We start from the raw sequence: 24952 nt of genomic DNA, 5'->3' as shown, positions 1-24952 counted from the left end.
CTCAGTAGGCGTGACTGTTCTTGTCGGTGACCGACTTCTCGTCGACCTTGCCCCACAAAACCTTGTAGACCCAGACGGTGTAGGCAACGATGATCGGCAGGAAGATCACCGTCACGACCAGCATGATGAACAGCGTCATATGGCTGGAGGATGCATCCCACACCGTCAGGCTCGATCGCGGATCGAGCGAGGAGGGCAGAATGAACGGGAACATCGCCAGACCGACCGTGGAGATGATGCCCAGTATCGCCATCTTGCTGAAGATGAGCGTCGTCACCTCGCGTCCTGCCCGCATTGCGAGTAAGGCCAGTGCCGCACCTGCAAAGCCGAGGACAGGCGCCAGGATCATCCACGGATGGGCGTTGTAATTGGCAAGCCATGCGCCATTCTCGATCACCACGCTCTTCAGCAGCGGGTTTGACGGTCCGATCGGGCTGATGTCGCTGGCGATGCGATAGCCGCCAACGCCGATCCATAGGAAGAGGCCGCCGAGGGCAAAGAGCACGATGGCGGCAAGGGCGGCGATACTGCCATAGCTTCTGGCCCGCTCCGCCACCGGCCCGCTCGCCTTCAAGACCAGCCAGGCGGCGCCGTGCATCGTCAACATGGCGACGGACAACAGCCCGCAGAGCAGCGCATAGGGGTTGAGCAAAGCGAAGAACGAGCCTTCGTAGAAGATCCGCATGTCGTCGGCAAAGCGGAACGGCACGCCCTGCAGCACGTTGCCGACGGCAACGCCGAAGATCAGCGCCGGCACGAACCCGCCGATGAAAAGCGCCCAGTCCCAGGCGTTGCGCCAGCGCGCACTATCCCGTTTCGACCGGTATTTGAAGCCGACCGGGCGCAGGATGAGCGCGAAAAGGATCGCGAACATGGCGAGATAGAAGCCCGAGAAGGAGACCGCATAAAGCGGCGGCCAGGCGGCGAAGATGGCGCCGCCGCCGAGGATCAGCCAGACCTGGTTGCCTTCCCAGGTGGCGCCGATCGTGTTGATCGCCACGCGCCGCTCCGCATCGGTCCTGGCAACAAAGGGCAGAAGCGTGCCGACTCCGAGATCGAAGCCGCCAGTCGTTGCAAAAGCGATCAATATCACGCCGAGCAGCAGCCACCAGATGAGGCGCAGGGTTTCGTAGCCGATGAGTTCGTGAAGGATCATGGCAGTCACTCCGCAGCCGGGACGAGGGTTTCGGAAATTAAGACGGCTTCCGGTTCGTCGTCCGGCTCCGGCCCCTGTCTAATCGCCTTGATCATCAGGCTCATTTCGATGACGATCAGCACCGTGTAGAGCGCGGCAAAACCGATGATCGTCAGCAGCACCGTGCCGGCACCGAGGCTGGAGACGGCGGCCGCCGTCGGCAGCACGCCTTCGATCACCCAGGGCTGGCGGCCGAATTCGGCGACGACCCAGCCGAGCTCGATGGCGACCCAGGGCAGGGGGATTGCCAGCACGGCAATCTTCAGCAGCAGCGGATATTTATCGAGATGGCGGCGGGCCGACAGCCAGAAGAAAGTGGCGGTCAAGAGGATGAAGAACATGCCGAGGCCGACCATGATGCGGAAGGACCAGAAGAGAGTCGGTACATGCGGGATCGTGTCACGCGCAGCCTGCACGATCTGCGCGTCGGTCGCTTGCCGCGGATCGTCGACGTAGCGCTTCAGAAGAAGCGCGTAGCCGAGATCATGGCCGAGATCCTCGAAGGAGCTACGCACTTCCTGCGCGACCTGGTCCTGCGCCGGCGCCGCACGGATCTGCATCAGCGCGTCGTAAGCCTTGATGCCGTCGCGGATTCGCACCTCGGCCTGCTGTTCGAGCTTGTCGATGCCGGGGATTTCGGTCGTCAGCGACCGTGTGCCGATCAGTCCCATCACCCAGGGGATATGCACGGCGAAATGCGTCTCGCGCGCTTCCTGATCGGGGAAACCGAAGGCGGTGAAGGCGGCAGGAGCCGGCTCCGTCTTCCACATGCCTTCGATAGCGGCGAGCTTCATCTTCTGGTTTTCGGTCGCGAGATAACCGCTCTCGTCGCCGAGCACGACCACCGAAAGAGCCGAGGCGAGGCCGAAGGAGGCGGCGACCGTCATCGAGCGCTTGGCAAGCTCGATATGCCGGCCCTTCAGCACATACCAGGCCGAGACGCCGAGCACGAAGATCGAGGCGCAGACATAACCCGCCGACACCGTGTGGACGAATTTCGCCTGGGCGACCGGATTGAAGACCACGTCGAAGAAGCTGGTGATCTCCATGCGCATCGTCTGCGGATTGAGGGCCGATCCCACCGGATTCTGCATCCAGCCATTGGCGATGAGGATCCAGAGCGCGGAGAAATTCGAACCGAGCGCCACCGCCCAGGTGGCGACGAGATGGCCGACCTTCGACAGCTTGTCCCAGCCGAAGAAGAACAGACCAACGAAGGTCGCCTCGAGGAAGAAGGCCATCAGGCCTTCGATCGCCAGCGGCGCGCCGAAGATGTCGCCGACATAATAGCTGTAATAGCTCCAGTTCATGCCGAACTGGAATTCCATGACGATGCCGGTGGCGACGCCGAGCACGAAATTGATGCCGAACAGCGTGCCCCAGAATTTCGTCATCTGCCGCCAGATCTGGCGGCCGGTCATGACATAGACGGTTTCCATGATCGCCAAGAGCACGGACAGGCCGAGCGTCAGCGGCACGAACAGGAAGTGGTAAAGCGCCGTCAGCGCGAATTGGAAGCGCGATAACGCGACGATATCTAGTTCCATTGTCTTTCTCCCACGGTCCCACGGGGTACGGAGCGTTCCTCAGCGCCGGCTGGCGCTGAGGGCATGCGATGTGGCTCAATCCGGCCGAAGCCGGTCGAGCGCCTTTTCGAACGCCGCCTCCCCGCGGCGTGAAACTTCTGAAATGCGGCCGCCTTCGATGACGGCGATACGGTCGGCGATCGCAGCCTCGCGGCGGATATGGGTGGCGATCACCAGCGAGCGGCCCGCCGCCATTGCCGTCAGACGGCTGAGCACGTCGCGGGCGGTGGCGCCGTCGAGACCCTCGGTGGGCTCGTCGAGCAGCCAGAGCGGCGTGTCGCGCAGGAAGAGCCGGGCAAGCGCCAGCCGGCGCGACTGGCCGCCTGAAAGGCCGAGGCCGCCTTCGCCGAGAAGCGTATCGATCCCCCGCGGCATGGTCTCGACATCGGCAAGCAGGCCGGCGGCAGCAAGCACCTCCCGAAGACGGGTCTCGCTCGCATCCGGGTCGGCAAGAGCGAGATTGCCGCGCAGACTGTCCTCGAAGAGTTCCGTCCGCTGCGTCAGCAAGGACGCCGTTACCGCCGCAACACTTCCCGTTCTTGCCGGCAGTTCTCCGGAAAGCAGAGCGAGCAGGCTCGACTTGCCGGCGCCGCTGCTGCCGATCACCGCGAGGCGTTCGCCCTGCTGAAGTGTGAGTTCGCTGACCAGGAGTGCCGGCACGGCGGAATTTTCATGGAATGCGGACACAGCGGCCAGCGAAAAAGCAAATCCCGGCAGCGGCAGCCCCATAGGTTCTGGCGTTGCGGCGGCGGCAAGCCGCGGCGCGACGCGCTTTGCCGCAAGCAGGGTTCGGCCAAGTTCCAGGGCACCACGGCGCAGAGCTGTAAAGGGTTCGGCGGCCGCAAAGGCGACGAGCAGGCCGAGGGCTGCCACCGGCGTGGTAATCGCGTTGGTTTCCGCAAGGGCGGCGACGGCAAGCAGCGATACCGTCAATAAAAGGGTGGAGACGAGGCCGAAGCCGAATGTCAGGCCGGTTTCGACGCGGTTCAGCCGGTCGTCGGCGCGGCCGGCATAGTGGTCGGCGGCAGCGATCGCGCTCCTCTGCGCAGCAAGTCGGCCGGCCATCAACAAGTCGGTGTGACCGGCGACGAGATCGATCGTCCGCGACCGCAGTGCCTCGATGCCATGGGCGCGCCTGCGGGCATGTTTGCGCGCCGCCCGAGCAGCGATCAAAGGCAGGCCCAGGCCGGTGCCGGCGAGAAAGACGCCGAATAACAGGCCGAACAGCGGATGCATGAGCCCCAGCACGAGGCTTGCCGCAAGGGCAGCGCCGATCGCCACCGCGGCCGGCACAAGGATCCTGAGATAAAGAGAGTCGAGCGCATCGATATCGGCCGTCAGCCGGAAGAGCAGCCTTGTTGGACGATGCAGGAGCGTGCGTGCGGCACCCGGTTCGGCGAAGCCGCGAAACAGTCTTTCGCGAAGAGCGGCCAGCACGCCGAGCGTCGCGTCATGGGTCGCCAGCCTTTCACCATACCGTGCCGCCGTCCTGATGATGGCGAGCAGGCGGATGCCGGCTGACGGTGCGAAGACGTCGAAGGTGACGGCGGCAGCGGCCGAAAGGCCGGCAAGCGAGGTGGCGGTGATGAACCAGCCGGACAGGCCGAGCAGGGCGATGCCCGCCGTAACCGTCGCTGCCGAAAGTGCTGCGCCGAGCAGCAGAGCGCGCCTGCGCTCGGCAAAGAACAGACTCAGGATCGGCTTGAGATCTGCAGTGAATGTGCTCACTCCGCGGCCTCCCTCACAATAAACTCGGCGTCCATGCGCACGGTGCGGTGCATGCGCGCGGCCAGCAATGGATCATGGGTGGCAACGATCAAAGTGCGGCCACGGGAAAGCGACAGCAGGCTCTCGGTGACTTCGGCGGCAGTGGCGGCGTCGAGATGCGCGGTCGGCTCGTCTGCGAGGATGATCCTCAGATGCGGATTGCAGGCGGCGCGGGCGATCGCCAGCCGCAGCGCCTCGCCGCCGGAAAGCCCGATGCCGCCTTCGCCGAGCGGTCGGCCGCCATAGGCGGCGGCTACTTTTTCCAGTCTCGCCGCATCAAGCGCACCCGTCACATCGCCGCGTGGGATGCCGGACCTGCCGAGCGTGATGTTGCCCGTAATGGTGCTGGCAAAGATATGCGGCTTCTGGCCGAGCCATGCCATGGCGCCGCGCAAGAGCGCGGCGGTGTCGTCCGCAAGTTCGACGCCGCCGATGACGATGCGGCCGCCAGTGCAGGGCGCCAGCCCCGCCATTAGTGAAAGAAGCGTCGATTTGCCGGAGCCGCTGGCGCCGAGAAGCGCCAGATGTTCACCGGCGGCAATATCGAGATCGAAGCCGCCGAGGACCAGCGGCTCATCGGCGGTATAACGAAAATCGACATTCTCAAGACGGATGTCCGGCGCTTCGGGAGAAGGCGCTGCCGCGGCTCCGGCCGATCCTCGAATGGACAGACCGCCGGCAGCCAAGGCGTCCATAGCTTTCAGCGCCGCTTCGCCGGCGGCCCGATCGTGCCAGACCGCCGAAAGCTCGCGCAGCGGCTCGAAGAAGGCCGGCGCCAGCAGCAGTATGAACAATCCCTCGATCAGGTCGAGCCGGCCTGCCCAGGTGCCGAAGCGGATCTCGCCGAGCAGGCTGAAACCGACATAGACGGCAATCATCGCCACGCCGAGTGCTGCGAAAAGTTCGAGTACGGCCGAGGAGAGGAATGCGATCTTCAGCACCGCCATGGTGCGCGCACGCAGCGACTCCGCCTCGCGGCGCAGCCTGAGCGCGGTGGCATCCACCGCCTCGAGCGCACGGATCGTCGCCAGTCCGCGCAGCCGATCGAGCAGGAAGCTGTTGAGGCCGCCGGTGGCAACAAGCTGTTTTCCGCTGGCCGCCTGGGCACGCCAGCCGATCAGCGCCATGAAGATCGGGATCAGCGGCGCGGCAAACAGCAGCACCAGCGCGGCAATCCAGGAGACCGGAAGGATGACGGCAAGGATGACGAGCGGCACAAGGCTCGCCTTCACTCGCGCCGGCTGGAAACGGGCGAGATAGGGCACGATGAGTTCAGCCTGCTCGCCCAGCACACTTGCGGCTTTGCCGGAGCCCGGTCGGCCTCGATCGATCGGCGACGACGTGGAGAGCGCCGCAACGGCGGTCCGCCGCCTGCGGCTGAGCTCGGCGCGCGCGATATGAAAGGCCAGGCGGCCGCCGGCCGTGTCGAGACAGCCTCTTGCCAGTCCGAGAAGAAGAATGCCGAGGGCCGGCCAGACAACGGCCTGCAATCCGCCGCCATCGGCGATGCGGCCGACCGAGACGGCCAGTAACCCGGCCTGCGGAATCCAGATCGCGGCGGCGAGTGCCTGCAGCATCGCCGCTCGGCGCAGGCCGCTTTTCGCATTATTCGGACCGGTGAGGGGCGAGACGGTATCGCCGTTCAGTGCCGGCTCAGTCTCCCTCCTGTCCTTCGCGTCGAAAAAAGCAGTGCCCATGGCGCTAACTCTTGTTCGCAGGATTCGGCCGCCGGCTGCGGCCGAGCGAAACCACCCGGTCCTTGGCCTCCAGAAGCTTCGTCACTTTCGCGCCCAGCGAGAGGAGCGTCGCGAGCCTTTCGGTTTCAAGCTGTTTAACGTCCTCGTACCAATGGGTCAGCTGCTCGATCAGCGTGTGCATTTCGCTCATGCGCTGCTGCGCGTGCCGTTCGGCCTCGCTGGCAGGGCGCTGCATCAGGATCTCGCGCAGAACCGACAGCGTCGGATCGACTTCCCGCTTCTTTCGTTCCTCGGCAAGCGTCCGCAAAATCAGCCAGACATCATCGGGCGTCGTGAAGAAATCGCGGCGGTCGTCCGGCTTGTGTTTGAGCAGGAAGAGGTTCCATGCCTGAAGTTCGCGCAGGCTCATCGAAACATTGGAGCGCGAGATGCCGAGCGAGTCGGCAATCTCCTCGGCGCAGAGCGGCGCCGGCGAGACGAAAAGCAGCGCATAGATCTGGCCGACCGTGCGGTTGATTCCCCAGCGAGATCCCATTTCGCCGAAGTGGAGAACGAAGGACTGGACGAGAGGCGGAAGGTTCATAGCGGTTTCCGTTCCAACTGTGATTTCAGAAATTTCTGAAATCACTATACTGACTCTCGCACCCCACCGACAACCGGCAAGGCGGCCCTGCGTCAATTTGGATGTCCGTTCGTTGATCGTGCGTCAGCTATAGCCCGACGCGACAGGAGGGGATTTGATTTAGGTCAAGTCCGCCGCACTTTGCCGCGATGACGCAGAAACGCCCGGTTATGCCACGCAAACCGGGCGTTCTCGTTGCACCGTGATGTTTTGGACGCGTTTGCCGCCGGGGCGGCTGCAATGCCTTCAGGTTCAGATCAAGCCGGCCAGGATGCCGACGCCCGCGATGGTAGCAATACCGCCGGCCGCGCGAGTTACGAAGACGCCCTGCCGTTCGCCGGCCCGGCTGATGACGTAACCAAGGGAGAGGCCGGCGACGTGAAGCAGTGCAGTGGCAATCATGAACCCAGCGGCATAGGCAGCGCCGGCCGCATCTTCCGGCATTTCGGCGCCATGCGCATGGCCATGAAAGATGGCGAAGAATCCGACCACGCCGAGCGCTGCGGCAAGCGGCGCCCTGACATTGAGGGCAACGACGGTGCCGAGAACGATGACGGAAAACGCGATGCCGATTTCAACAAAGGGAACATTGACGCCGGCAACACCGAGAGCCCCGCCAATCGCCATCACCATGATGAAGGTTGCCGGCAGCAGCCAGAGAGCACGGCCGCCGAGCTGGAAAGCCAAAACGCCGACCATCACCATGGCGAGGACATGATCGAGTCCGGACAGCGGATGAGCAAAGCCATGGCTGAACCCGGCGGCTTCGCCAACGGCAGGATGGGCGGAAGCGACTGCCGGAAGCGCTACAGCAGCCAAGGCAAGCAGGCCGCTCTTCAGTGCTGATTTCATTGTCGATTCCCTCGCGTTTTCGAAAATCCTGCGGCTGCCGAAGACCAGGGCTGGCTCGCGCCCCTGAAGCTAATTCAAGGGATTCGCAGCGTCAATGGAAAAGTCATTAAATAACAAGTCAATTCAACTGCTTATCTGATAGGCAATTGCCGCTTTCCATTGCTTCTCGCCGCGCCGGCCGCTCAGGAGCGACGCCGATTTTACGGATCGCGCTCTGCATTCCTCTTTGGCGAACTGGAAACAGCTGCAGGCAGGGGCTATGAACCCTTCAGAGGCGAGGCGATGCAAGCCGCCCGCGATGGAGGACACACCCATGACGAATGCCGAACGGCCGCTGGCGATCAGTGCGCCCGAACCGCGCACGCTCGATCTGATCTTCAGCGATCGGGCGCGCGCCGAATTGCATGCGAAATACGAGGTGGTCGAAGCCGATCCGGAGAATATCGCCGGGCTTGGCGACGAGATCCTCGGCAGAGCGCGCTACATCATCGGCCAGCCGCCGCTTTCGGCGGAAACGTTGGCCAGAATGCCGGTCCTGCGCGCGATCCTCAACGTCGAAAGCAATCTCCTGAACAACATGCCCTATGACGTGCTCTTCCAGCGCGGCATCCATGTCGTGACGACGGGCCAGGTCTTCGCCGAACCGGTCGCCGAAATCGGTCTCGGCTTCGCGCTGGCCTTGGCGCGCGGCATCGTCGATGCCGATGTCGACTTTCGCCACGGCAGCGAACTCTGGGGAGGGGAGGGCAATGCGAGCGCTCGACTGATCGCAGGCTCCGAGATCGGCATTGTTGGCTTCGGCGATCTCGGCAAGGCGCTGCGTCGCGTGCTGTCCGGCTTCAGGGCGCGCATCAGGGTCTTCGATCCCTGGCTGCCCCGCTCGATCCTCGAGGAAAACGGCGTCGAACCGGCAAGCCTGGAGGATGTGCTGACCAAGAGCGATTTCGTCTTCGTCGTCGCAGCCGTCACCAGCGAGAACAGGGGATTCCTTGGCGCCGAAGCCTTCGCCAGCATGCGCAAGGGCGCGGCCTTCATCCTGCTCAGCCGCGCCGATGTCGTCGATTTCGATGCGCTGATGGCGGCCGTCTCGTCAGGCCATATCGTCGCGGCGAGCGATGTCTACCCTGAGGAGCCGCTGCCGCCCGATCATCCGGTGCGCGGCCTGAAAGGCTTCATCCGCTCGGCGCACCGGGCCGGCGCCCTCGACAGCGCCTTCAAGAAGATGGGCGACATGGTGCTGGAAGATATGGACCTGATGGATCGTGGCTTGCCGCCGATGCGCTGCAAACGGGCGGAACGCGAGACGGTCTCCCGCATGCGCTCCAAACCGGTCGCGGTCAACTAAAATGCCACCCAAGCTGACCGGCAGCTTGGGCGGCACAAACAGTGTTTTAAGCGGCGCGCTGGCCGGTGCCCTGGATAGCAGCGAGCTTCCAGTCCGCTCCGGGCCTGCGCACGAAGGTCCAAATCTCGGTGCTTTCGCTCGGTCGGCCGTCATCCCCGGAAACGACACGACCGCTGTCACGTTCGACCATGGCATCGATCGAGGAGTAACGCATGGCGAGCGTCGCATATTCCTGGCCGTCTTCGCGCCAGGCCTCGGCGATATCACCCTGCAGCAGCTTGACGTCGGAGACGCGGTTGCGCACGCCGTTGGTGGCGTTTTCGCCGAGCTCCTCGGCTAGATAGGACATCGCTTCCGGTGTCGTCAGCCGGCGCAACGTGCCATAGTCTTCGGCGCCATAGGCGGTCTGCACGCTCGTCAGCAATTCTTCGAACTGATCGAGGTCGGCCTGTGCCAGCCCGATCTCATCCTTCGGCCGATTGCCGCGCGCCTGTCCACCGTAACCAGCGCCCGAGCCGATCGCCGGGATCTGGAAGGATGAATTGTTCGACGGCGACATATTGAAAGACTGGCCGTAGGACCGACTCTGGCCGCCAACCCCATAGGAAGGCTGCCGGCGGTTGGCGAAATAACGCATGGCGAGCATGATGGCGCCGCCAATCAGAGCGATCTGCAGCAGCATGCCGAGGAAGCCGAAGCCGCCGCCGAAACCGTGGCCGAGCAGCATGCCGAGCAGGCCGCCGGCAATCAGGCCGCCGATCATCGAACGCCCGAAGCCGTTGAAGAAGCCGGGCCGCTGCGCGCCGAGCGGCTGCTGGGCCGTAGCGGGCGCAGTTGTGCGCGGCGTCATCGACCGTTCGATCGGCGCAGCAGTGTTCGGCGCGGTTTGGGTGACCGGCGGGGCCTGGAATGTACGCGTGCCGCGGCTGCCGAAACCGGAACCGCCGGCGCGGCGCGCCTCGGCATCACCAAGCGAAGCAAAAACGGTAGCGCTCGTTAGTACGGCAATCGCCGCAAACTTGGCAAAACGCGAAACGGTACCCGGCATTCCTGATCTCCTGTCCATGCTCCACGGCATATCGAGAGCTAATATAGGGACTCTTTGCCAGGTTTGAAGTTCTTTTGCCGCTTTACTGGCAGACATCGACCCAGCTCGCGCCGGTAAGCTCCGCCAGCCGTCCGGTGCCGATGCGCACGGCCGAATTGGTCGAGCCGGCCGCAGGCACGACTTCGTCGAAGCGCTTCAGCGAAACGTCGCAGTAAATGGGCAGCGGCGAAGGCAGGCCGAACGGGCAGACACCGCCGACCGGATGGCTGGTGACCGCCACGACCTCTTCTGCGTCGAGCATGCGCCCCTTTGCTCCGAACGTGTCCTTGAACTTGCGATTGTCGAGTCGCGCCGTGCCACAGGCGACGACGAGCATCATCTGCTCGCCGACGCGCAGGCAGATCGTCTTGGCAATCTGCGCGGGCTCGACGCCGTGGGCTTCGGCGGCAAGCGCCACCGTCGAGGAGCTCTCGGTGGTTTCGATGATGTCGATATCGGGTGCATGCGCACGGAGGAAGGCGCGGACGGATTCTAGGCTCATGGGGGCAATGCTAGACCAGCAAAAGCGCAATTTGAAGCGCAAAACATCTCCGCCGGAAACCGGCGCTTGCAAGTCTTTAGGACATCGTCATAATAATTTTGCACACGTGCTCAATTTTGTCATTCGGCCGTTACATCGACCCCATAGAGCGGGACTTGTCACGTTTTCGTGGGGTTTCGGAACGGCCGTCAAGCGACAGTGCTGACCCGTCAAGAGGCCTCACACTGCTCTTCCAGGGAGACGAAGAAAATGACCATTTTGCCGACACTGAAATCCCTCACGATTGCGGCCGCCATCCTGGCCTCGACCTCCGCCTTTGCGCTTGCCAAAGACGTTACCATCAGCGTCTGGGCGGGCGGCACCGGCCCGAACGACACCTATCGACTCGACGCCATCGAGATCGCAGCCCAGCAGCTGCAGCGCGAAGCAGCGCTCAAGGGTGAAGACCTGAAGATCACCATCGAGAAGAAGGCCTATTCCGGCTGGGACGATTTCAAGCAGGCGCTGACGCTTGCCGCGGAAGCCAAGACCGCCCCGAACATCGTCGCCAGCGGTCATGAAGACATCGCGCCCTGGTCACAGGCCGGCCTTATCGTTCCGATCGAGGATCACGTTGATCTCGACGCCTGGCCGCTCAACGGCATCTACGAAAACCTGATGCAGATCGCCTCGTACAACGGCACCGTATACGGCATTCCGCAGGATGCCGAATCCCGCCCGATGTTCTTCTGGAAGCCTTACATGAAGGCGATCGGCTATAGCGACGCCGATCTCGATGCGCTGCCGCAGAATGTTCAGGACGGCAAGTACACCATGAAGAACCTGCTCGAAGATGCCAAGAAGATGCAGGACAAGGGTCTCGTCCAGCCCGGTTACGGCTTTTATCCGCGCCCCAGCAACGGCCCTGACTACTGGCAGTTCTACACGAGCTTCGGCGGCACGATGGAAGAAAACGGCAAGCTCGTTTTCGACAAGGCGGCCATGACCCGCACCTATCAGTTCATCTCCGATGCCGTGAAAACGGGCGTCACCAAGAAGAACCATATCGGCATGCCGGGTGATCAGTGGTGGAAGGAAGTCGCCACCGGCAAGGCCGGCATCTGGGACGCCGGCACCTGGCATTATGCCCGCCTCGTCAACCAGGAAGGCCTGAAGGATTTCTTCGATAACATCGTCTTCACGCTGATCCCGGCCGGCGAGGGCGGCAAGGCCAACACGCTGACGCATCCGCTCGTCTACATGCTGACCGCAGGACACAGCGATGAAGATACGCAGATCGCCGCTCAGCTGATCACGATCGCCTCCGAACCGCGCATCAACGCGCTGCATGCGATCAAATCGGCCCATCTCGGCATCTCCAAAGCCGAAGCCGAAGTGGACTTCTATGCGGACGACCGCTGGGCTCGCGAAGCCACCGAGCGCCTGCTGCCGCATGCCAATGCGATGCCGAACAATTCCGATTTCGGAAAATATTGGAACATTATGTGGAAGAACCTCGAGGCATCCTGGACCGGCGCCAAGACCGTCGACGCCGCCATCGGCGATGCCGAGAGCGAGCTGAAGAGCACGCTCGGCGACAAGATCGTCATCCGCTAAAGTCGAAGCACTCTTCCGGGCAGCGGCGACCCCGCTGCCCGGTCCGTCCCGCGAGGAGGCTTCCATGAAATCGTCCAGAAGGCTTGGACTGGTGATGATCGCGCCTGCCGCGATCATGATCGTCCTGTTCTTCCTGATGCCGGTCGTTCTGACGGCGGTCTTCTCGATGACCAATATGACGACCGCAACCGGCATTTCCGGCGGCGTCTATCAGATCGCACCCAATTCCTTGATCGCACTGAAGTCGGCCATGCCCGACATTGCCGCCGAGATGACCGAACCGCGCTACGCGATCGACGAGGCGGGCCTAAAGGCCGTCGAGGGTCTCGGCCTTGCGCCTGGTATCGCCGCGGAGCTGCGCGCCAAACATGCCGGCGAGGTCTTCCCGACGCGCCGCGAAGCCGAGCGCATGATCAAGGACCTCGCCGACCGGCCTTCGACGCGCGAGGTCAAGCAGATTTCCGAACAGTTTAACCGCTCGGTCGTCAACACCCGGTTCGACAGCAAGGAGCAGCTGTTTTCTGCGCTGGACACCGTCGGTCTGCAGCTGACGCCGGAACAGAAGGAAAGGGTGGCCGAGGCCACCTATACCGGCTGGACGTGGACGACCGACAATTTCTCGCGCATCGCCACCTCGCCCGACATGGCCCGCGTGCTCTTCAACACCGCGCTCTACGTCGCGCTGGTGCTGACGCTCTTCAATGTCGGCTATGCCCTGCTGCTCGCCATCTGGACGCATTATATGCCGCCGACGCCGGCCTCGATCTTTCGCGGCATCTGGCTTCTGCCGCGCATCACCCCCGTCGTCATCTATGTCATGCTGTGGAAATGGCTCGCCTGGGATACCGGTTTCATTTCGATCCTGATGGGCAAGTTCGGCTATCCGCCGAAGAACTATCTGCTCGACAACGCTTATAATGCCTGGTTCTTCGTCGTGCTGATCAACGGCTTTATCGGCGCCTCGATGGGCATGCTCGTGTTCTCCTCGGCGATGAAGGCCATTCCGAAGAGCCAGTTTTATGCCAGCGAGGTCGACGGCGCCTCGCGCTGGCAGCAGATCCGCTACATCATCCTGCCGCAGATGCGCTGGCCGATCCTCTTCGTCACCTGCTACCAGACGCTGTCGCTGCTCGCCTCCTTCAATGAAATCCTGCTCGCCACCAATGGCGGGCCGGGCAACACGACCGAGGTCTGGGCGCTCTCCGCCTATCACACCGCGCTCAGGAATTATGCCGGCAATCTCGAATACGGGCTGGGCGCGGCCATGGCGCTGGTGCTCGTCGTCATCGGCGTGATGCTGTCGCTCCTTTATCTGCGCGTCTTCAACTACGGCACGCTTGTCGCCAAGCCCCTGATCGAGGACTGACCATGGCCGAACAATCGCAGCCCTCGGCAAATTACCGCAGCTGGCCCGTCATAACGGCGCTCACCATTGTCAGCCTGCCGCTGCTGCTGATGTATGTCTATCTCTTCCTCGACACCGTGACGGTGAAGCAGCCGGATGCGCTGCTGCCCTCCGGCCTGACGCTTAATCACTGGCGTTTCCTGTGGCAGACGACGCCGGGCAAGGCGAATATCTGGCAGGTGACGGTGAATACGCTGCTGTTTTCGGCCTGCACCACCAGCCTCGTGCTGATCGTCTCGTCGATGGCCGGCTATGTGCTGTCGCGCCTCAACGTGCCGGCACGCGGCTTCTTCCTCGCCGGCGTCATGGTGCTGCATGCTTTTCCGTCGGTGACGCTGATCATCGCCATCTTCATCGTGCTGCAGATGATCGGCCTCTACAATTCGCTGATCGGCGTCATTCTGGTGAAGGCGGCGATCGACCTGCCGCTCGGCATCTGGCTGATGAAAGGCTTCTACGACACCGTGCCCTGGGAAATCGAAATGGCCGGCGTCGTCGACGGCGCCTCGCGCTTCCGGGTCTGGCGCAGCCTCGTGCTGCCGCAGGTCAAGCCCGGCATCATGGCGCTTGGCCTGTTCTCCTTCCTCGCCGGCTGGGGCGAATTCATCCTGCCGCAGGTGCTGGCGCCGGGCAATGATGTGCAGGTGTTGTCGGTCTATCTTGCGGGCTTCCTCGCCGACGATAACAATTACGATTTCAATATGTTCAAGGCGGTCGGGCTCTTCTACCTTATTCCGGTGCTGATCGCTTACGCGCTCTTCAACAAATATCTCATGAACATCTACGGCGGCGGGAGCAAAGGCTGATGCGCATCCTCCTCGACAATTTCTCAAAGAGCTTCGGCTCCACCAAGGTCATCGAGAACATGCAGCTCGAAGTCCGCGACGGCGAGATGCTGGCGCTGCTCGGGCCTTCCGGCTGCGGCAAATCGACAACGCTTTTTGCGGTCTGCGGCATTCACCGGCCGACCAGCGGGCGCATCCTCTTCGGCGACCGCGACGTCACCGACCTGCCAAGCCAGGCCCGCAATGTCGGCGTCGTCTTCCAGTCCTATGCGCTCTATCCGCATATGACGGTTGCCGAAAATATCAGTTTTCCCCTGAAGGTGAAGGGCGTCGACGCTGCCGACATCCGCAAGGAGGTCAATCGTATTTCCGGGCTTGTCCATATCGATAATCTCATGGAACGCCGACCGGCGCAGCTTTCCGGCGGCCAGCAGCAGCGCGTGGCGCTGGCCCGCGCGTTGATCCGCAAGCCGGATGTGCTGCTGCTCGACGAGCCGCTCGCCAATCTCGACGCCAAGCTGCGTCTGGAAATGCGCTCGGAAATTCGTCGCCTGCAGCGCGAGACCGGCATCACCGCCATTCTCGTCACCCATGACCAGGTGGAGGCGATGAGCATGTGCGACCGCATCGCCATCATGAAGGAAGGCGAGATCGTCCAGATCGCCACGCCGGCCGAAATGTACAATGATCCGAAGACCGCCTTCGTCGCCGGCTTCCTCGGCAATCCGCCGATCACTTTCCTGCGCGGGGTCGTCGACAAGGGCGCCTTTAGGATCCCGGAAAGCGAGATCCGCGTGCCGCTGCCCGATAGCGTCGGCGCCGCCGAGGGCACCAAGCTGATGCTCGGAGTCCGGCCGGAGCACTTCACCCCGGCAGGCGACACGCCCGTTTCCGGCAAGGTCACCTTCGCCGAAACGCAGGGCCGCGAGAACCTCTATGACGTTCATCTTGCCGGCGGGCCGCTGCTGCGTTCGATCCAGCCGGTGCGCAACGATATCCATGTCGGCGACGATGTCCGGTGGGCGATCGACAGCCGCGGTGTGTTCGTCTTCGACGAAAACGGCAGGAGGCTCTGATGACCCGCGATTTCCAGGCATTTTTCGAGCGATACGGCTGGCCGGCGGCCAAGGGCCGGCTTCCCTTCTGCATCGGCCATCGCGGCGCCAGCGGCCATGAACGCGAGAACACGCTCGCCGCCTTCCGCCGCGCTGCCGAACTCGGCGCCGAGATGTGGGAGCTCGATACGCAGTTGACCCGCGACGGCGTGGTTGTCGTCTCGCATGACGACCATCTCGAGCGCGTCTTCGGCGTCGACCGCCGTATTTCCGAAATGACGGCCTCCGAGCTCGCCGCTCTTGACGGCGTCGACGTGCCGAGTTTTGCGGAGGTCGCCGCACTCGGCCGCGAGACCGGCGCGGGTCTCTATGTCGAGCTCAAGGCGGCCGGGACGGGACTGCGCTGCTGGCGCCATCTTGCCGAGATGAACCAGCGTTTCGCCTGCCTCGGCTCCTTTGATACGGCGCAGGTGCGCGAACTCAGAGACGCGGGCTGTGATTTCCCGCTTTCGGTACTGGTCCGTGTCGGCCATGATCCGCATGCGCTGGGTGACGAGGCCGGCGCCGATATCCTGCACCTCTGCTGGGAGAGGGCAGGCGAGCGGCCGCAGGATCTGGTAAGCGACGCGCTGATGCGCCGTGCCTTCGAGGCGGGCCGCGAGATCGTGCTCTGGCACGAGGAGCGGCCGGCGGTTCTCGAGGATATCATGAAGCTTGCGGTTCTCGGGATCTGCACGGATCTGCCCGATCTGATGCGGCTGTCGGCAGAGAGGGAAAAAGCAGTTGCCAGACAGGGATAAGGGACCGCGCAAGGTAACCTCCTTCGACGTGGCGCGGGTGGCCGGCGTCTCACGCGCGGCCGTCTCACGTGCCTTCACACCAGATGCCAGCGTCTCGCCGAAGACCCGCGAAAAGGTCTATCAGGCCGCCAAGGAGCTCGGCTATCGGGTGAATTATCTTGCGCGAAGCCTCACCAACAAACGGTCCGATCTCGTCGGCGTCGTCGCCGCCGGCCTCGACAATCCGTTCCGCACAATGCAGATCGAGCATTTGGCGAGGGTGCTGCTTGCCCGCAATTTCCGCCCGATCCTGCTGCCGACCTCGCAGGAGGCGGATACATCGACTGTTATCGGCCAGCTGCTACATTACGCTGTGTCCGGCGTCATCGTCACCTCGGACGCACCGCCGACAGCGATCTGCGAGCAATGTGCGGCCGAGGGGGTCCCGATCGTGCTGATCAACAAGGGCAACGACATTCCCTTCGTCGATCGCATCATCTCGGACGACCGCATGGCTGGCCATCTCGCCGCCACCTGCTTGATCGAAAGCGGCGTGCAAAAGCCCGCCGTGATGGCCGCTCCCGCCATATCCTACACGGCGCGGCGGCGCAGCGAGGCCTTCATTGACCGCTGCAGGCAACTCGGCGCCGAGCCGCAGTTTCTACAGATCAGGATTAACGATTACCGGAGCGGATATGATGCGGCCGGCGAACTTGCCGCATCCGGCATTGACGGCTTGTTCTGCGCCAACGACCACATGGCCTGCGGTGTCCTCGACCGCATCATGCAGGGCCGCGGTCGAGACGACGCGCCGCCGCTCTCCATCATCGGCCACGACGATATTCCACAGGCGAGCTGGACCGCCTATGAGCTAACCACCATCCGCCAGCCTTGCGATGTCCAGGCTGAACAGACCGTCGACCTGCTGATGAGCCGGATAGCCGAGCCGGACCTGACGGCGCGCGTCGAGTTTACGCCGGTGACACTGATAAGAAGAAGGACCGCCTGATGAGTTCCGCATTCGATAGCGCCGCCATTCGGGCACGGGCGGAGGTCGCGATCGCCGTCGCCCTCGAGACCGGACGGGAAGCGGCCCGGTTTCGGCGCGACGTCAATCCCGGCACGCTCGCCGTCGAAAACAAGGGATTGCAGGATTTCGTCACTGTCGCCGATAGGAAGGCCGAACAAGCGATCCGCGACGGGCTCATCTCGCGCTTTCCCGATGATACGTTCATGGGGGAGGAGAGCGGCGGCCGATCGGGCGCGGCCGGCACCTGGGTCGTCGATCCGATCGACGGCACGACCAACTACATCAGGGGCTTCCGGCATTGGGGCGTCTCGATCGCCTTCGTCGCCGGCGGCAGGATCGAGATCGGCGTGGTTTACGACGGCGCCGAGGACAAGGTTTACCATGCCGTGCGCGGCGATGGCGCCTTCAAGGACGGGCTTGCCATTCATGCCGCCGCGACCGTCGAACCAGCCAATGCGCTGGTCATCCTAGGCCATTCCCGCAAAACGAATTTCGACGACTATCTCGCAGTCTCCAGACGGCTGCACGAGCGCGGCATGGACTATCGCCGCACGGGCGCGGCCGCCATCGACCTGGTTCGTGTCGCCGAGGGTGCCGTCGATCTCTATTACGAACGCCATCTCAATGCCTGGGACATGCTTGCCGGCGCCTTGATTGCCAAAGAGGCTGGCGCGACCGTGGTGATGCCGGCAACCGACAAGCTGCTTGCCGATGGCGGGCCGGTCATCGCCCATGCGCCGGGGCTTGCCGGCGAATTCGCCTTCATCCTCGACATCGCGGGATTAACCGCCTGATTGCGGCTTTGCCCCGAAGGCTGCGGAACACCTGTTACGAAACAACACGATTGCGGCCGCTCTTTTTCGCCGCATAAAGATTTTGATCGGCGATCTCGAGAATCTTGCTCGGAGATTTGGCAGACGAGGTACCGGCGACGCCTATGCTGATCGTCACGTGCAGCCCGTTGCAAATCTCCGACCAATTCCAGTTTTCAACGGCCGAACGCAGCCTCTCGCAGACATCGGCGGCCCCTCGGGGAGCGCCTGAGAGCAGGACGACGAATTCCTCGCCGCCAAAGCGAATTGCCTGATCGGTAACCCGCAGCTGGCTCCGCAATATGCTTCCAATGGCGCTGAGAACCTGGTCGCCGATCATGTGAGAGAAGTTGTCGTTGATCGCCTTGAAGTGATCGACATCCAGCATCGCGATCGAATATGGACGCTTCTCGGCGGTCAGTTCCTTAAAACGGCTGTCGAGATATTTGCGGTTATAGAGCCCGGTGAGCGCATCCAGTTAAACGGCGCTGGCGAGAATATCGGCCTCCTCCTGCAGCTTTTGATAGGAGGCTTCCAGCGTTTCGGCACGCTTCGACTGGGTGTCGGCAACTTCCTTGAGCCGCTTGGTTTCGTAGTAGATTTCGGCCAGGCGCGCACGCTGCTGGGTTCTCTCGGCGCTGTTCTGCAAATAGGCATGATGGTATTTCTTGTGTGCCTCCAGCGCCAGATCGAACTGCCCCAGCGCTTCATGAGCCTGCGCCGATCATCCGGGCAAGTTCGACGGACCGCTCGCTCATCAGAATGGCCCGGTCAGGCTGCTTGTTGTACCAGAAGATAATGCCGATGACGTTGGTGGCGAGGCTTTGGGCTTGCGGGTCCGCGGTCTTGTCGGCCAGATCCAACGCGCGGGTCGCTTCTTCGATTGCTTCCTCCGGCAAGCCCAATTCCAGGAGCAGCCATCCGAAATAGGCCCGGGCATAGGCTTCTTCTCTGGGATCTCCGTTCGATTTCCAGAAGTCGACCGCCCGCCGGACATGCGTCAGGCCAAGTTCGGCCTTGCCGGTTTGAAAACAGTACCAGGCAATATCCGTGTCGCATTGTGCGGCAAGCCGGCTGTCGCCCCGTGCACCGGCTTCAGCAAGTATTTCGCCGGCCAGCGTGAGTGCCTCAATCGAACGGCCTGTACACCCGAGGCGCCATGCTTCCTGTAGGCCGGAATTCGCTTGTTGAGTAATTGCTACAGTATCAACAGCCTGCATATCGAACACCAACATTGACTGTTGGGTATGAATAAACTCAGAAGTTTAAGATGATGCAAATTGTACAAAACATCTGGTCAGCCGGGGAATAGGTGCCGCGAGACGCGTACACCTTCGGCGCCATGCGTCGACGAGCGCGATCAACTCGCCATGCGGCTGCTCCAGGCGCGTTCGGTCGCCGGCGCCTCGTCGGTGGTGATCTGATCCGGCTTCAGCGCCATCAGCGCCTGGAAGTTCCGCCATTCCGATTCGCTGAAACCGACCTCGGGATGCTTCAGGGTAAAGGTCCAGGCATCGACGCGTTTGCCTTCGCCCTGGCAGAGCGCGATCATATCCAATCCATCCTTCGCGGCATCAAGGATCAGCGGCCAGTGGAGATAGACCGTGTCCGGTTCGGTCGGGCCGCGGAGGTCGGCGCGCAATTCGATCTCGACAGCCTTCCAGCCGCCGGCTTTCCTGATCCCGTAAAGCTTGTCCGTGGGATCGATGCCGCGCAGGAGATGCGGAAGCTTCTCCTTGACCGCGACGATGAGATCGAGACTGCCGGCGCTGACGATCACCGATGCGGAAATCTTCTGGAAATGCGCGGCAAGATGCGCAATGCCCTGCGCGCCGACCGCCTCGTAATCGTCCTTCATGTCGAACTGCAGCAGTGCGGCCGGGTGGGCCGCTTGCAGCATGGCGGCAAGATCCTCGCTGAGGATCAGCGGCCGGTCGCCCCCCTGCATCCTGATATTACTGAGGTCGCTGAGGCGCTTTTCGGCGATCGGTCCATGACCGGTCGTTTCCCCTTCGAGGTCCTCATCGTGCAGCACGACGAAACCGCCGTCGGCGCGCACGCGCAGATCGAGTTCCATCGATGCGCCTGCGGCAAATCCCTCAGCCATCACTTCAGCTGAGAACAGCGGATCGGCAAACCGTTTGCGTAGCCGATGCCATTTCAGGCGGGTGCGATGCCCCTCGTTCAAAATCTCCAGGCCCTGCGCATCCAGCAATCTCGTCATCTGCACCAATCTCCGCGACGCCACTCTCCTGCCTTGGCCAGCCGTGATTATCAAGGTCAGATGCGGTCTCAGCGGCTGTAGGCCGCAGATATCGCCTCCGCAGCCGCCGATATATCCGCCCGATGGCCGGTCTGCCTGAGGGCCGCGCCGTAGCCCACGACATTCGAGAGCACTGTCTGGAATGCGGCGCGCGGGCCTGTGTGGTTCAGCCGCACGAGGCGGGCGGGCGCGGTTCCCACGGCTTCCGTCAGCTCGACCCCCAGCCGCCCCGCGGCCGCGATCACCGAAGCCGGTTCCAGTGCCTCCGGCAACGCCACCGCCGTCACCAGGTTCGACGCTTTTGCCGCCGGCACCCAGGCCGGGGCACCGAGTGCGGCAAGTCCGGCCCACGTCGCCGATGCCGCCAGCGCATGGCGGGCAATGACATTCTCCAGGCCCTCGGCCTCGATTCGGTCGAGCGCGGCCTCCAGCGCAAAGAATTCCAGCGGCGCCGGGGTTCCGGGCAGGATGCGCCGACCGTCGTCGATCCAGCGCTTCAGATCGGCCAGCGACAGGATCGAGTCGCGCGGCGCGCCGGCCTTGAGAACGAGATCCCAGGCACGCTGACTGACGGAGACCGCAGAAACACCCGCCGGACCGCCGAGCGCCTTTTGCGGGCCGATCACCGCGATGTCGATGCCGAGATCGTCGACCTCGAGCCGATGCCCGCCGACCGAGGCGACCGCATCGACGACGGTGACGATGCCGCGGGCGTGCGCAAGCGCGAGTATCTCCGGCAGCGGGTTGAGAATGCCGCTCGCAGATTCCGCGTGAACCACGGCGAGCACATCGATATGAGGGCCGGCATCGAGCGCTTTGGCGACAGCGTCGATCTCGATCGGCAAGCCCGGTTCGGCGACGAGATTCCGAACGCTTGCGCCGCCTCGCCGCAGCCATTGCCCGAACCAGCCGCCATAGGGACTGGTGACGAGGTTGAGGGCTGAAAGGCCGGGACGCGTGAGACTGACCGCCACCGCTTCCAGCGCCACCACCGCCTCCGCCTGTACCAGCACGACGTCACCCCGGCAGCGCAGAATACGGCCGATCCTGTCAGCGAGCATGGCGTAGCGCTCCGCGGGGTACAAAGGCGCGCCGAGCAGGGGATTCCAACCGAGATCGAACATGGACGCCTCCTTCACAATGGTTCGGTCACAAGACTGGGAACGGCTGCCACGAGCGCGCGGCCGGCAGCCGATTGCGGTGCGGCGACAACCGCCGCGGCCGGACCGGTCTCGACGATCCGGCCGCCGTCCATGACGGCGATGCGGTGGGAAACGGCGCGCACCACGGCAAGATCGTGCGAAATGAACAGACAGGCAATGCCGTGCTCCTTCTGCAGCTCGACTAGAAGTTCGAGGATCCTGCCGCGCACGGTGACGTCAAGCGCCGAGACCGCCTCATCGAGCACCAGCAGCGACGGCCGTGTGGCGATCGCCCGGGCAATCGCCACACGCTGGCGCTGGCCGCCGGAGAGCGCGCGGACCGGCCGGCGGGCATAATCGGCAGGCAAGCCGAGACGTTCGAGGAGCATGGCGATCTCGCCGGGACGCCGGTTTTTCGACACGACGCCGTGGATGCGCAAGGGGTCGTCGAGTACCGAAGCGACCGTCGCCAGCGGGTTGAAGGCGGCCAACGGATCCTGGAACACCATCTGCATGCGCGCCCGCCTGCGGCGCAGGGCAGCACCTCTCAGCGTCAGCCAATCCTCTCCCTCAAAACGGATGGCACCGGCATCACAAGAGAGAAGCCGCAGCAGGATACGCGACAGCGTCGATTTTCCGCTGCCGGAGGCGCCGACCAGACCGAGCGTTTCCCCGGCTGCGATCGTCAGCGAAACATTGTCGAGCGCGGCGACCCGGCGGCCCGCGGAGGAAAAGCCCTTCGAGATGTTTTCAATGGACAGCAGAGGATTCATGGCGCCAGCTCTTCGATCAGGGGTGGCGTCGCGAGGTCGCGATGGCTGGCGATGAGAGCGGCGGTATAGTTGCTCACGGGCGCCGAAAGCACCGAACGCACGGAACCTGCCTCCACGAGGCGCGCATCGCGGAAAACGGCGATCCGGTCGACGAAGCCGGAGGCGAGTGCGATGTCATGGGTGATGAAAAGCAGCGTCATGCCGTCCTCGCGCACCAGCCCGTCGAGCAGGCGGACGATCTCGGCCTGGACCACGACGTCGAGGGCGCTCGTCGCCTCGTCGGCGATCAGCAGCGCGGGTCTTGCAGCGATCGCCGCTGCGATCGCCACGCGCTGGCGCTGGCCGCCGGAAAGCTGGTGCGGAAAGGCCCGCATCGCCTTGTCGGGCTGCGGCATCCGCACCCGCCCGAGCAGTTCCTCGGCTCGGATAGAGGCCTGTTTCCAGCTGAGCCCGAGATGGCGCCTGGCGCCCTCGGCGATCTGCTCGCCGAGGGTCAGGACGGGATTGAGGCTCGTGCCGGGATCCTGGAAGACGAAGCCGAAATCGCGGCCGGGGCGGGGCGGGTGGCCGAGCGCAGGCCAGAGCATCTCGCCGCTGACCTTCGCTCCGTCAGGCAGCAGACCGGCAAGCGCGCGGGCGAGCGTGCTCTTGCCGGAGCCGCTTTCGCCGATGATCGCCAGCCTTTCGCCGGTGGCAATATCGAGATCGACACGATCGAGCGCGGTCGTATTGTTCCGGCCGCGCCCATAGGTGACTGAAAGCTGCCGAAGGCTGCAGAGGATGTCGCTCATGCCGCCCTCCCGCCGTCATCGCCAAGCGCCTTGCCGAGACCCTCGCTGAAGAGATGAACGCCGAGCACGGTGACGGCAAGTGCGGCGCCCGGTATGACGGAGAGATAGGCGGCCGAGCGCAGCACGCTGCGGCCCTCGGCGATCATCGAACCCCAGGTGGCGATATTCGGATTGCCGAGGCCGAGAAAGGAAAGCGCCGCCTCGGTGAGGATCGCGCCGGCGACGATGGTAGCGGAAAGCGCCAGCACCGGCGGCAGCGCGTTCGGCAGTATCTCCCGAAAGGCGATTTCCGCGGGATGCATGCCGATCACCCTTGCCGAGGCGACGTAATCCTGCTCGCGAATGGCCAGCACCTGGGCTCGCGTCAGCCGCGCCGGATCGGCCCAGGCGCCAAGCGCGATGGCAAGCACGACGATCGGGGTCGACACCCCGATGGTGCTGACGAAGGCAAGGGCAAGCAGGAAGCTCGGCACGATCTGGAAGGCGTCGACCACGCGCATCAACGCCTCGTCGACGAACCCACCGGAAAATCCGGCCGCCATGCCGACGCAGACGCCGAAGACCATGGCCGAAAAGGCTGCCGCGAGGCCGACGGCAAGCGAGGTTCGCGCGCCATAGAGCAGGCCGGCGAGCACATCACGTCCAAGGCGATCCGTGCCAAATGGAAAGGCGGGGTCTGTGAAGGGCGCAAGCAGCGCCCGCCCGGCGATCCTCAGCGGATCGCCGGGCGAAATGACGGGGGCAAGCAGCCCGAACAGAAGCAGGATGACCAGGATCGCAAATCCGGCCATGCCTTCCCACGTGCCGAGCAGACGCTGAAGACGGCTCATGCGTCACCCTCCGAAGCGCCGATGCGCGGGTCGAGCGCGGCATAGATAAGATCGACGAGGAAATTGACCGATATGACGAGAACGGCACTGATGACGACGATGCCCATCAACAGCGGCGCGTCGCGGCCGTTGACCGCCTCCTGTGCTAGGCGCCCAAAACCGGGGATCGCAAAGACGCTCTCGATGACCACGCTGCCGCCGAGCATGGCCGCCGATTGCAGCCCAAGCATGGTGACGAGCGGCAGCAGCGCATTGCGCGCCACATGGCGCAGCACGATGCGGCTGCGCGACAGGCCCTTGGCGCGGGCGAAAAGGACGAAATCCAATTTCCAGGCCTCAGCCATGCCGGCCCGCATCACCCGCAGGAACAAGGCGAGATAGATCAGGGCAAGTGCGCCGACCGGCAGGACCAGATGCTCTGATATGTCGAGGGCACGGGAAAACCCGGTTTTTCCCGAAGCGATCGTCTCGATGCCGGCGATGGGAAACCAGCGCAGCTTCACCGAAAAGATAATGCTCAGGACCAGGCCGAGCCAGAAGCTCGGAATGGCATAGACGATCAGCGAGCCGATCGACAGCAGCCGGTCGCGCAAGGTTCCCGGCCGCGCCCCGGCGAGGATGCCGAGCGCGGAACCTAGGCCGAAAGAAAGAGCCGTCGCGCTGCCCATCAACAGCAGCGTATTGGGCAGGCGCTCGGCGATCAGCGCGCCGACCGGCCGGTCGAAGGCGACCGACCAGCCGAGATCGAGCCGCGCCAACGAGGAAAGATAGAGCCAGAGCCGTGCCAGCACGGACCGGTCAAGGCCGTAGCTCTCGCGCAGCGCCTGCTTGAGTGCCGCATCGCCGCCGCCAATCGCGCCGAGATAGGCGTCGACGGCATCGCCCGAGGCGGATTCGAGCAGCAAAAAGGTGAAGATCACCACGATCAGCAGCACTGGAAGGCTGCTGATCGCCCTACGCCGCAGGAGGAGGATTGCGCGTTTCACGCCGGCTAAGGCCTCCGGAAGAGAATCGCCGCCGATCTATCTTTGTTTTTAC

Annotated in this window: 22 protein-coding genes and 1 pseudogene; 8 read left to right on the top strand and 15 right to left on the bottom strand. The window is 63.6% G+C overall.

Translation table 11 applies throughout. The features are described from left to right. Nucleotide 1: 1 nt before the first annotated feature. The 6 genes from cydB to C4N04_RS20640 all read right to left on the bottom strand — a co-directional run bounded on the left by cydB (nt 2) and on the right by C4N04_RS20640 (nt 7719). On the bottom strand, nt 2-1156 hold the full coding sequence (cydB, locus tag C4N04_RS20665) for a cytochrome d ubiquinol oxidase subunit II (protein WP_106796893.1): 1155 nt from the start codon (nt 1154-1156) through the stop codon (nt 2-4). A gap of 5 nt (nt 1157-1161) precedes the next feature. After that, nucleotides 1162-2742, bottom strand: a complete 1581-nt coding sequence (locus C4N04_RS20660) for a cytochrome ubiquinol oxidase subunit I (protein ID WP_106796892.1) — start codon at nt 2740-2742, stop codon at nt 1162-1164. 75 nt (nt 2743-2817) lie between these two features. After that, complete coding sequence (locus C4N04_RS20655; RefSeq protein ID WP_106796891.1) at nt 2818-4509, bottom strand: ATP-binding cassette domain-containing protein; 1692 nt, start codon at nt 4507-4509, stop codon at nt 2818-2820. Beyond that, nucleotides 4506-6245: a thiol reductant ABC exporter subunit CydD gene (gene cydD, locus C4N04_RS20650; RefSeq protein ID WP_106796890.1), complete on the bottom strand. Its 1740-nt coding sequence runs from the start codon at nt 6243-6245 to the stop codon at nt 4506-4508. Before cydD ends, C4N04_RS20655 begins: the two co-directional genes overlap by 4 nt. Before the next feature lie 4 nt (nt 6246-6249). After that, on the bottom strand, nt 6250-6828 hold the full coding sequence (locus tag C4N04_RS20645; RefSeq protein ID WP_106796889.1) for a GbsR/MarR family transcriptional regulator: 579 nt from the start codon (nt 6826-6828) through the stop codon (nt 6250-6252). Nucleotides 6829-7119: 291 nt separating this feature from the next. Then, the gene (locus tag C4N04_RS20640) at nt 7120-7719 is read right to left on the bottom strand and encodes a HupE/UreJ family protein (RefSeq protein WP_106796888.1); all 600 of its coding nucleotides are present in this window, start codon (nt 7717-7719) and stop codon (nt 7120-7122) included. 313 nt (nt 7720-8032) lie between these two features. On the opposite strand from C4N04_RS20640, the gene C4N04_RS20635 reads away from it, so the two are divergent. Continuing rightward, the gene (locus C4N04_RS20635; protein ID WP_106796887.1) at nt 8033-9064 is read left to right on the top strand and encodes a hydroxyacid dehydrogenase; all 1032 of its coding nucleotides are present in this window, start codon (nt 8033-8035) and stop codon (nt 9062-9064) included. A 46-nt stretch (nt 9065-9110) separates the two neighbouring features. On the opposite strand, the gene C4N04_RS20630 is transcribed toward C4N04_RS20635, so the two are convergent. Both C4N04_RS20630 and C4N04_RS20625 read right to left on the bottom strand, forming a co-directional pair. Beyond that, nucleotides 9111-10112: a Tim44 domain-containing protein gene (locus C4N04_RS20630; RefSeq protein ID WP_040112964.1), complete on the bottom strand. Its 1002-nt coding sequence runs from the start codon at nt 10110-10112 to the stop codon at nt 9111-9113. A gap of 82 nt (nt 10113-10194) precedes the next feature. After that, nucleotides 10195-10653, bottom strand: a complete 459-nt coding sequence (locus C4N04_RS20625; RefSeq protein WP_040112963.1) for a YbaK/EbsC family protein — start codon at nt 10651-10653, stop codon at nt 10195-10197. 249 nt (nt 10654-10902) lie between these two features. On the opposite strand from C4N04_RS20625, the gene C4N04_RS20620 reads away from it, so the two are divergent. The 7 genes from C4N04_RS20620 to C4N04_RS20590 all read left to right on the top strand — a co-directional run bounded on the left by C4N04_RS20620 (nt 10903) and on the right by C4N04_RS20590 (nt 18097). Then, nucleotides 10903-12249 carry an extracellular solute-binding protein gene (locus tag C4N04_RS20620; RefSeq protein WP_040112962.1) on the top strand — a complete coding sequence of 449 codons (1347 nt, stop codon included), beginning with the start codon at nt 10903-10905 and terminating at the stop codon, nt 12247-12249. A 64-nt stretch (nt 12250-12313) separates the two neighbouring features. Next, on the top strand, nt 12314-13615 hold the full coding sequence (locus C4N04_RS20615; RefSeq protein WP_096763239.1) for a sugar ABC transporter permease: 1302 nt from the start codon (nt 12314-12316) through the stop codon (nt 13613-13615). 2 nt (nt 13616-13617) lie between these two features. Then, a complete protein-coding gene (locus C4N04_RS20610) occupies nt 13618-14460 on the top strand; it encodes a carbohydrate ABC transporter permease (protein ID WP_009992530.1) in 843 nt (280 codons plus the stop codon). Then, on the top strand, nt 14460-15515 hold the full coding sequence (locus C4N04_RS20605) for an ABC transporter ATP-binding protein (protein WP_106796886.1): 1056 nt from the start codon (nt 14460-14462) through the stop codon (nt 15513-15515). Before C4N04_RS20610 ends, C4N04_RS20605 begins: the two co-directional genes overlap by 1 nt. Beyond that, entirely contained in the window at nt 15515-16294 is a 780-nt protein-coding gene (locus C4N04_RS20600; RefSeq protein WP_106796885.1) for a glycerophosphodiester phosphodiesterase, read from the top strand. Before C4N04_RS20605 ends, C4N04_RS20600 begins: the two co-directional genes overlap by 1 nt. Continuing rightward, the gene (locus C4N04_RS20595) at nt 16278-17282 is read left to right on the top strand and encodes a LacI family DNA-binding transcriptional regulator (protein WP_106796884.1); all 1005 of its coding nucleotides are present in this window, start codon (nt 16278-16280) and stop codon (nt 17280-17282) included. The genes C4N04_RS20600 and C4N04_RS20595 overlap by 17 nt, the downstream gene beginning before the upstream one ends. Next, nucleotides 17282-18097, top strand: coding sequence for an inositol monophosphatase family protein (locus C4N04_RS20590; protein WP_106796883.1), 816 nt, complete (start codon nt 17282-17284; stop codon nt 18095-18097). The genes C4N04_RS20595 and C4N04_RS20590 overlap by 1 nt, the downstream gene beginning before the upstream one ends. A 34-nt stretch (nt 18098-18131) precedes the next feature. On the opposite strand, the pseudogene C4N04_RS32605 reads toward C4N04_RS20590, so the two are convergent. The 7 genes and pseudogenes from C4N04_RS32605 to C4N04_RS20555 all read right to left on the bottom strand — a co-directional run bounded on the left by C4N04_RS32605 (nt 18132) and on the right by C4N04_RS20555 (nt 24900). Beyond that, nucleotides 18132-19350, bottom strand: a pseudogene (locus C4N04_RS32605) (GGDEF domain-containing protein). 125 nt (nt 19351-19475) lie between these two features. Then, nucleotides 19476-20339, bottom strand: a complete 864-nt coding sequence (locus C4N04_RS20580; protein ID WP_199852491.1) for a glycerophosphodiester phosphodiesterase family protein — start codon at nt 20337-20339, stop codon at nt 19476-19478. Between the two features lie 68 nt (nt 20340-20407). After that, the gene (locus tag C4N04_RS20575) at nt 20408-21502 is read right to left on the bottom strand and encodes an aminotransferase class V-fold PLP-dependent enzyme (RefSeq protein WP_106796881.1); all 1095 of its coding nucleotides are present in this window, start codon (nt 21500-21502) and stop codon (nt 20408-20410) included. Between the two features lie 11 nt (nt 21503-21513). Beyond that, a complete protein-coding gene (locus C4N04_RS20570; RefSeq protein ID WP_106796880.1) occupies nt 21514-22293 on the bottom strand; it encodes a dipeptide/oligopeptide/nickel ABC transporter ATP-binding protein in 780 nt (259 codons plus the stop codon). Continuing rightward, entirely contained in the window at nt 22290-23084 is a 795-nt protein-coding gene (locus C4N04_RS20565; protein WP_106796879.1) for an ABC transporter ATP-binding protein, read from the bottom strand. Before C4N04_RS20565 ends, C4N04_RS20570 begins: the two co-directional genes overlap by 4 nt. Beyond that, entirely contained in the window at nt 23081-23914 is an 834-nt protein-coding gene (locus tag C4N04_RS20560) for an ABC transporter permease (protein ID WP_106796878.1), read from the bottom strand. The genes C4N04_RS20565 and C4N04_RS20560 overlap by 4 nt, the downstream gene beginning before the upstream one ends. Beyond that, nucleotides 23911-24900 carry an ABC transporter permease gene (locus tag C4N04_RS20555; protein WP_106796877.1) on the bottom strand — a complete coding sequence of 330 codons (990 nt, stop codon included), beginning with the start codon at nt 24898-24900 and terminating at the stop codon, nt 23911-23913. The genes C4N04_RS20560 and C4N04_RS20555 overlap by 4 nt, the downstream gene beginning before the upstream one ends. Nucleotides 24901-24952: the final 52 nt, after the last annotated feature.

Source organism: Rhizobium sp. H4, assembly GCF_003013335.1.
Lineage (GTDB): Bacteria > Pseudomonadota > Alphaproteobacteria > Rhizobiales > Rhizobiaceae > Rhizobium > Rhizobium sophoriradicis.
Note: the sequence above shows the minus strand (reverse complement) of the source record. Positions and strands in the feature narration are given on the sequence as shown.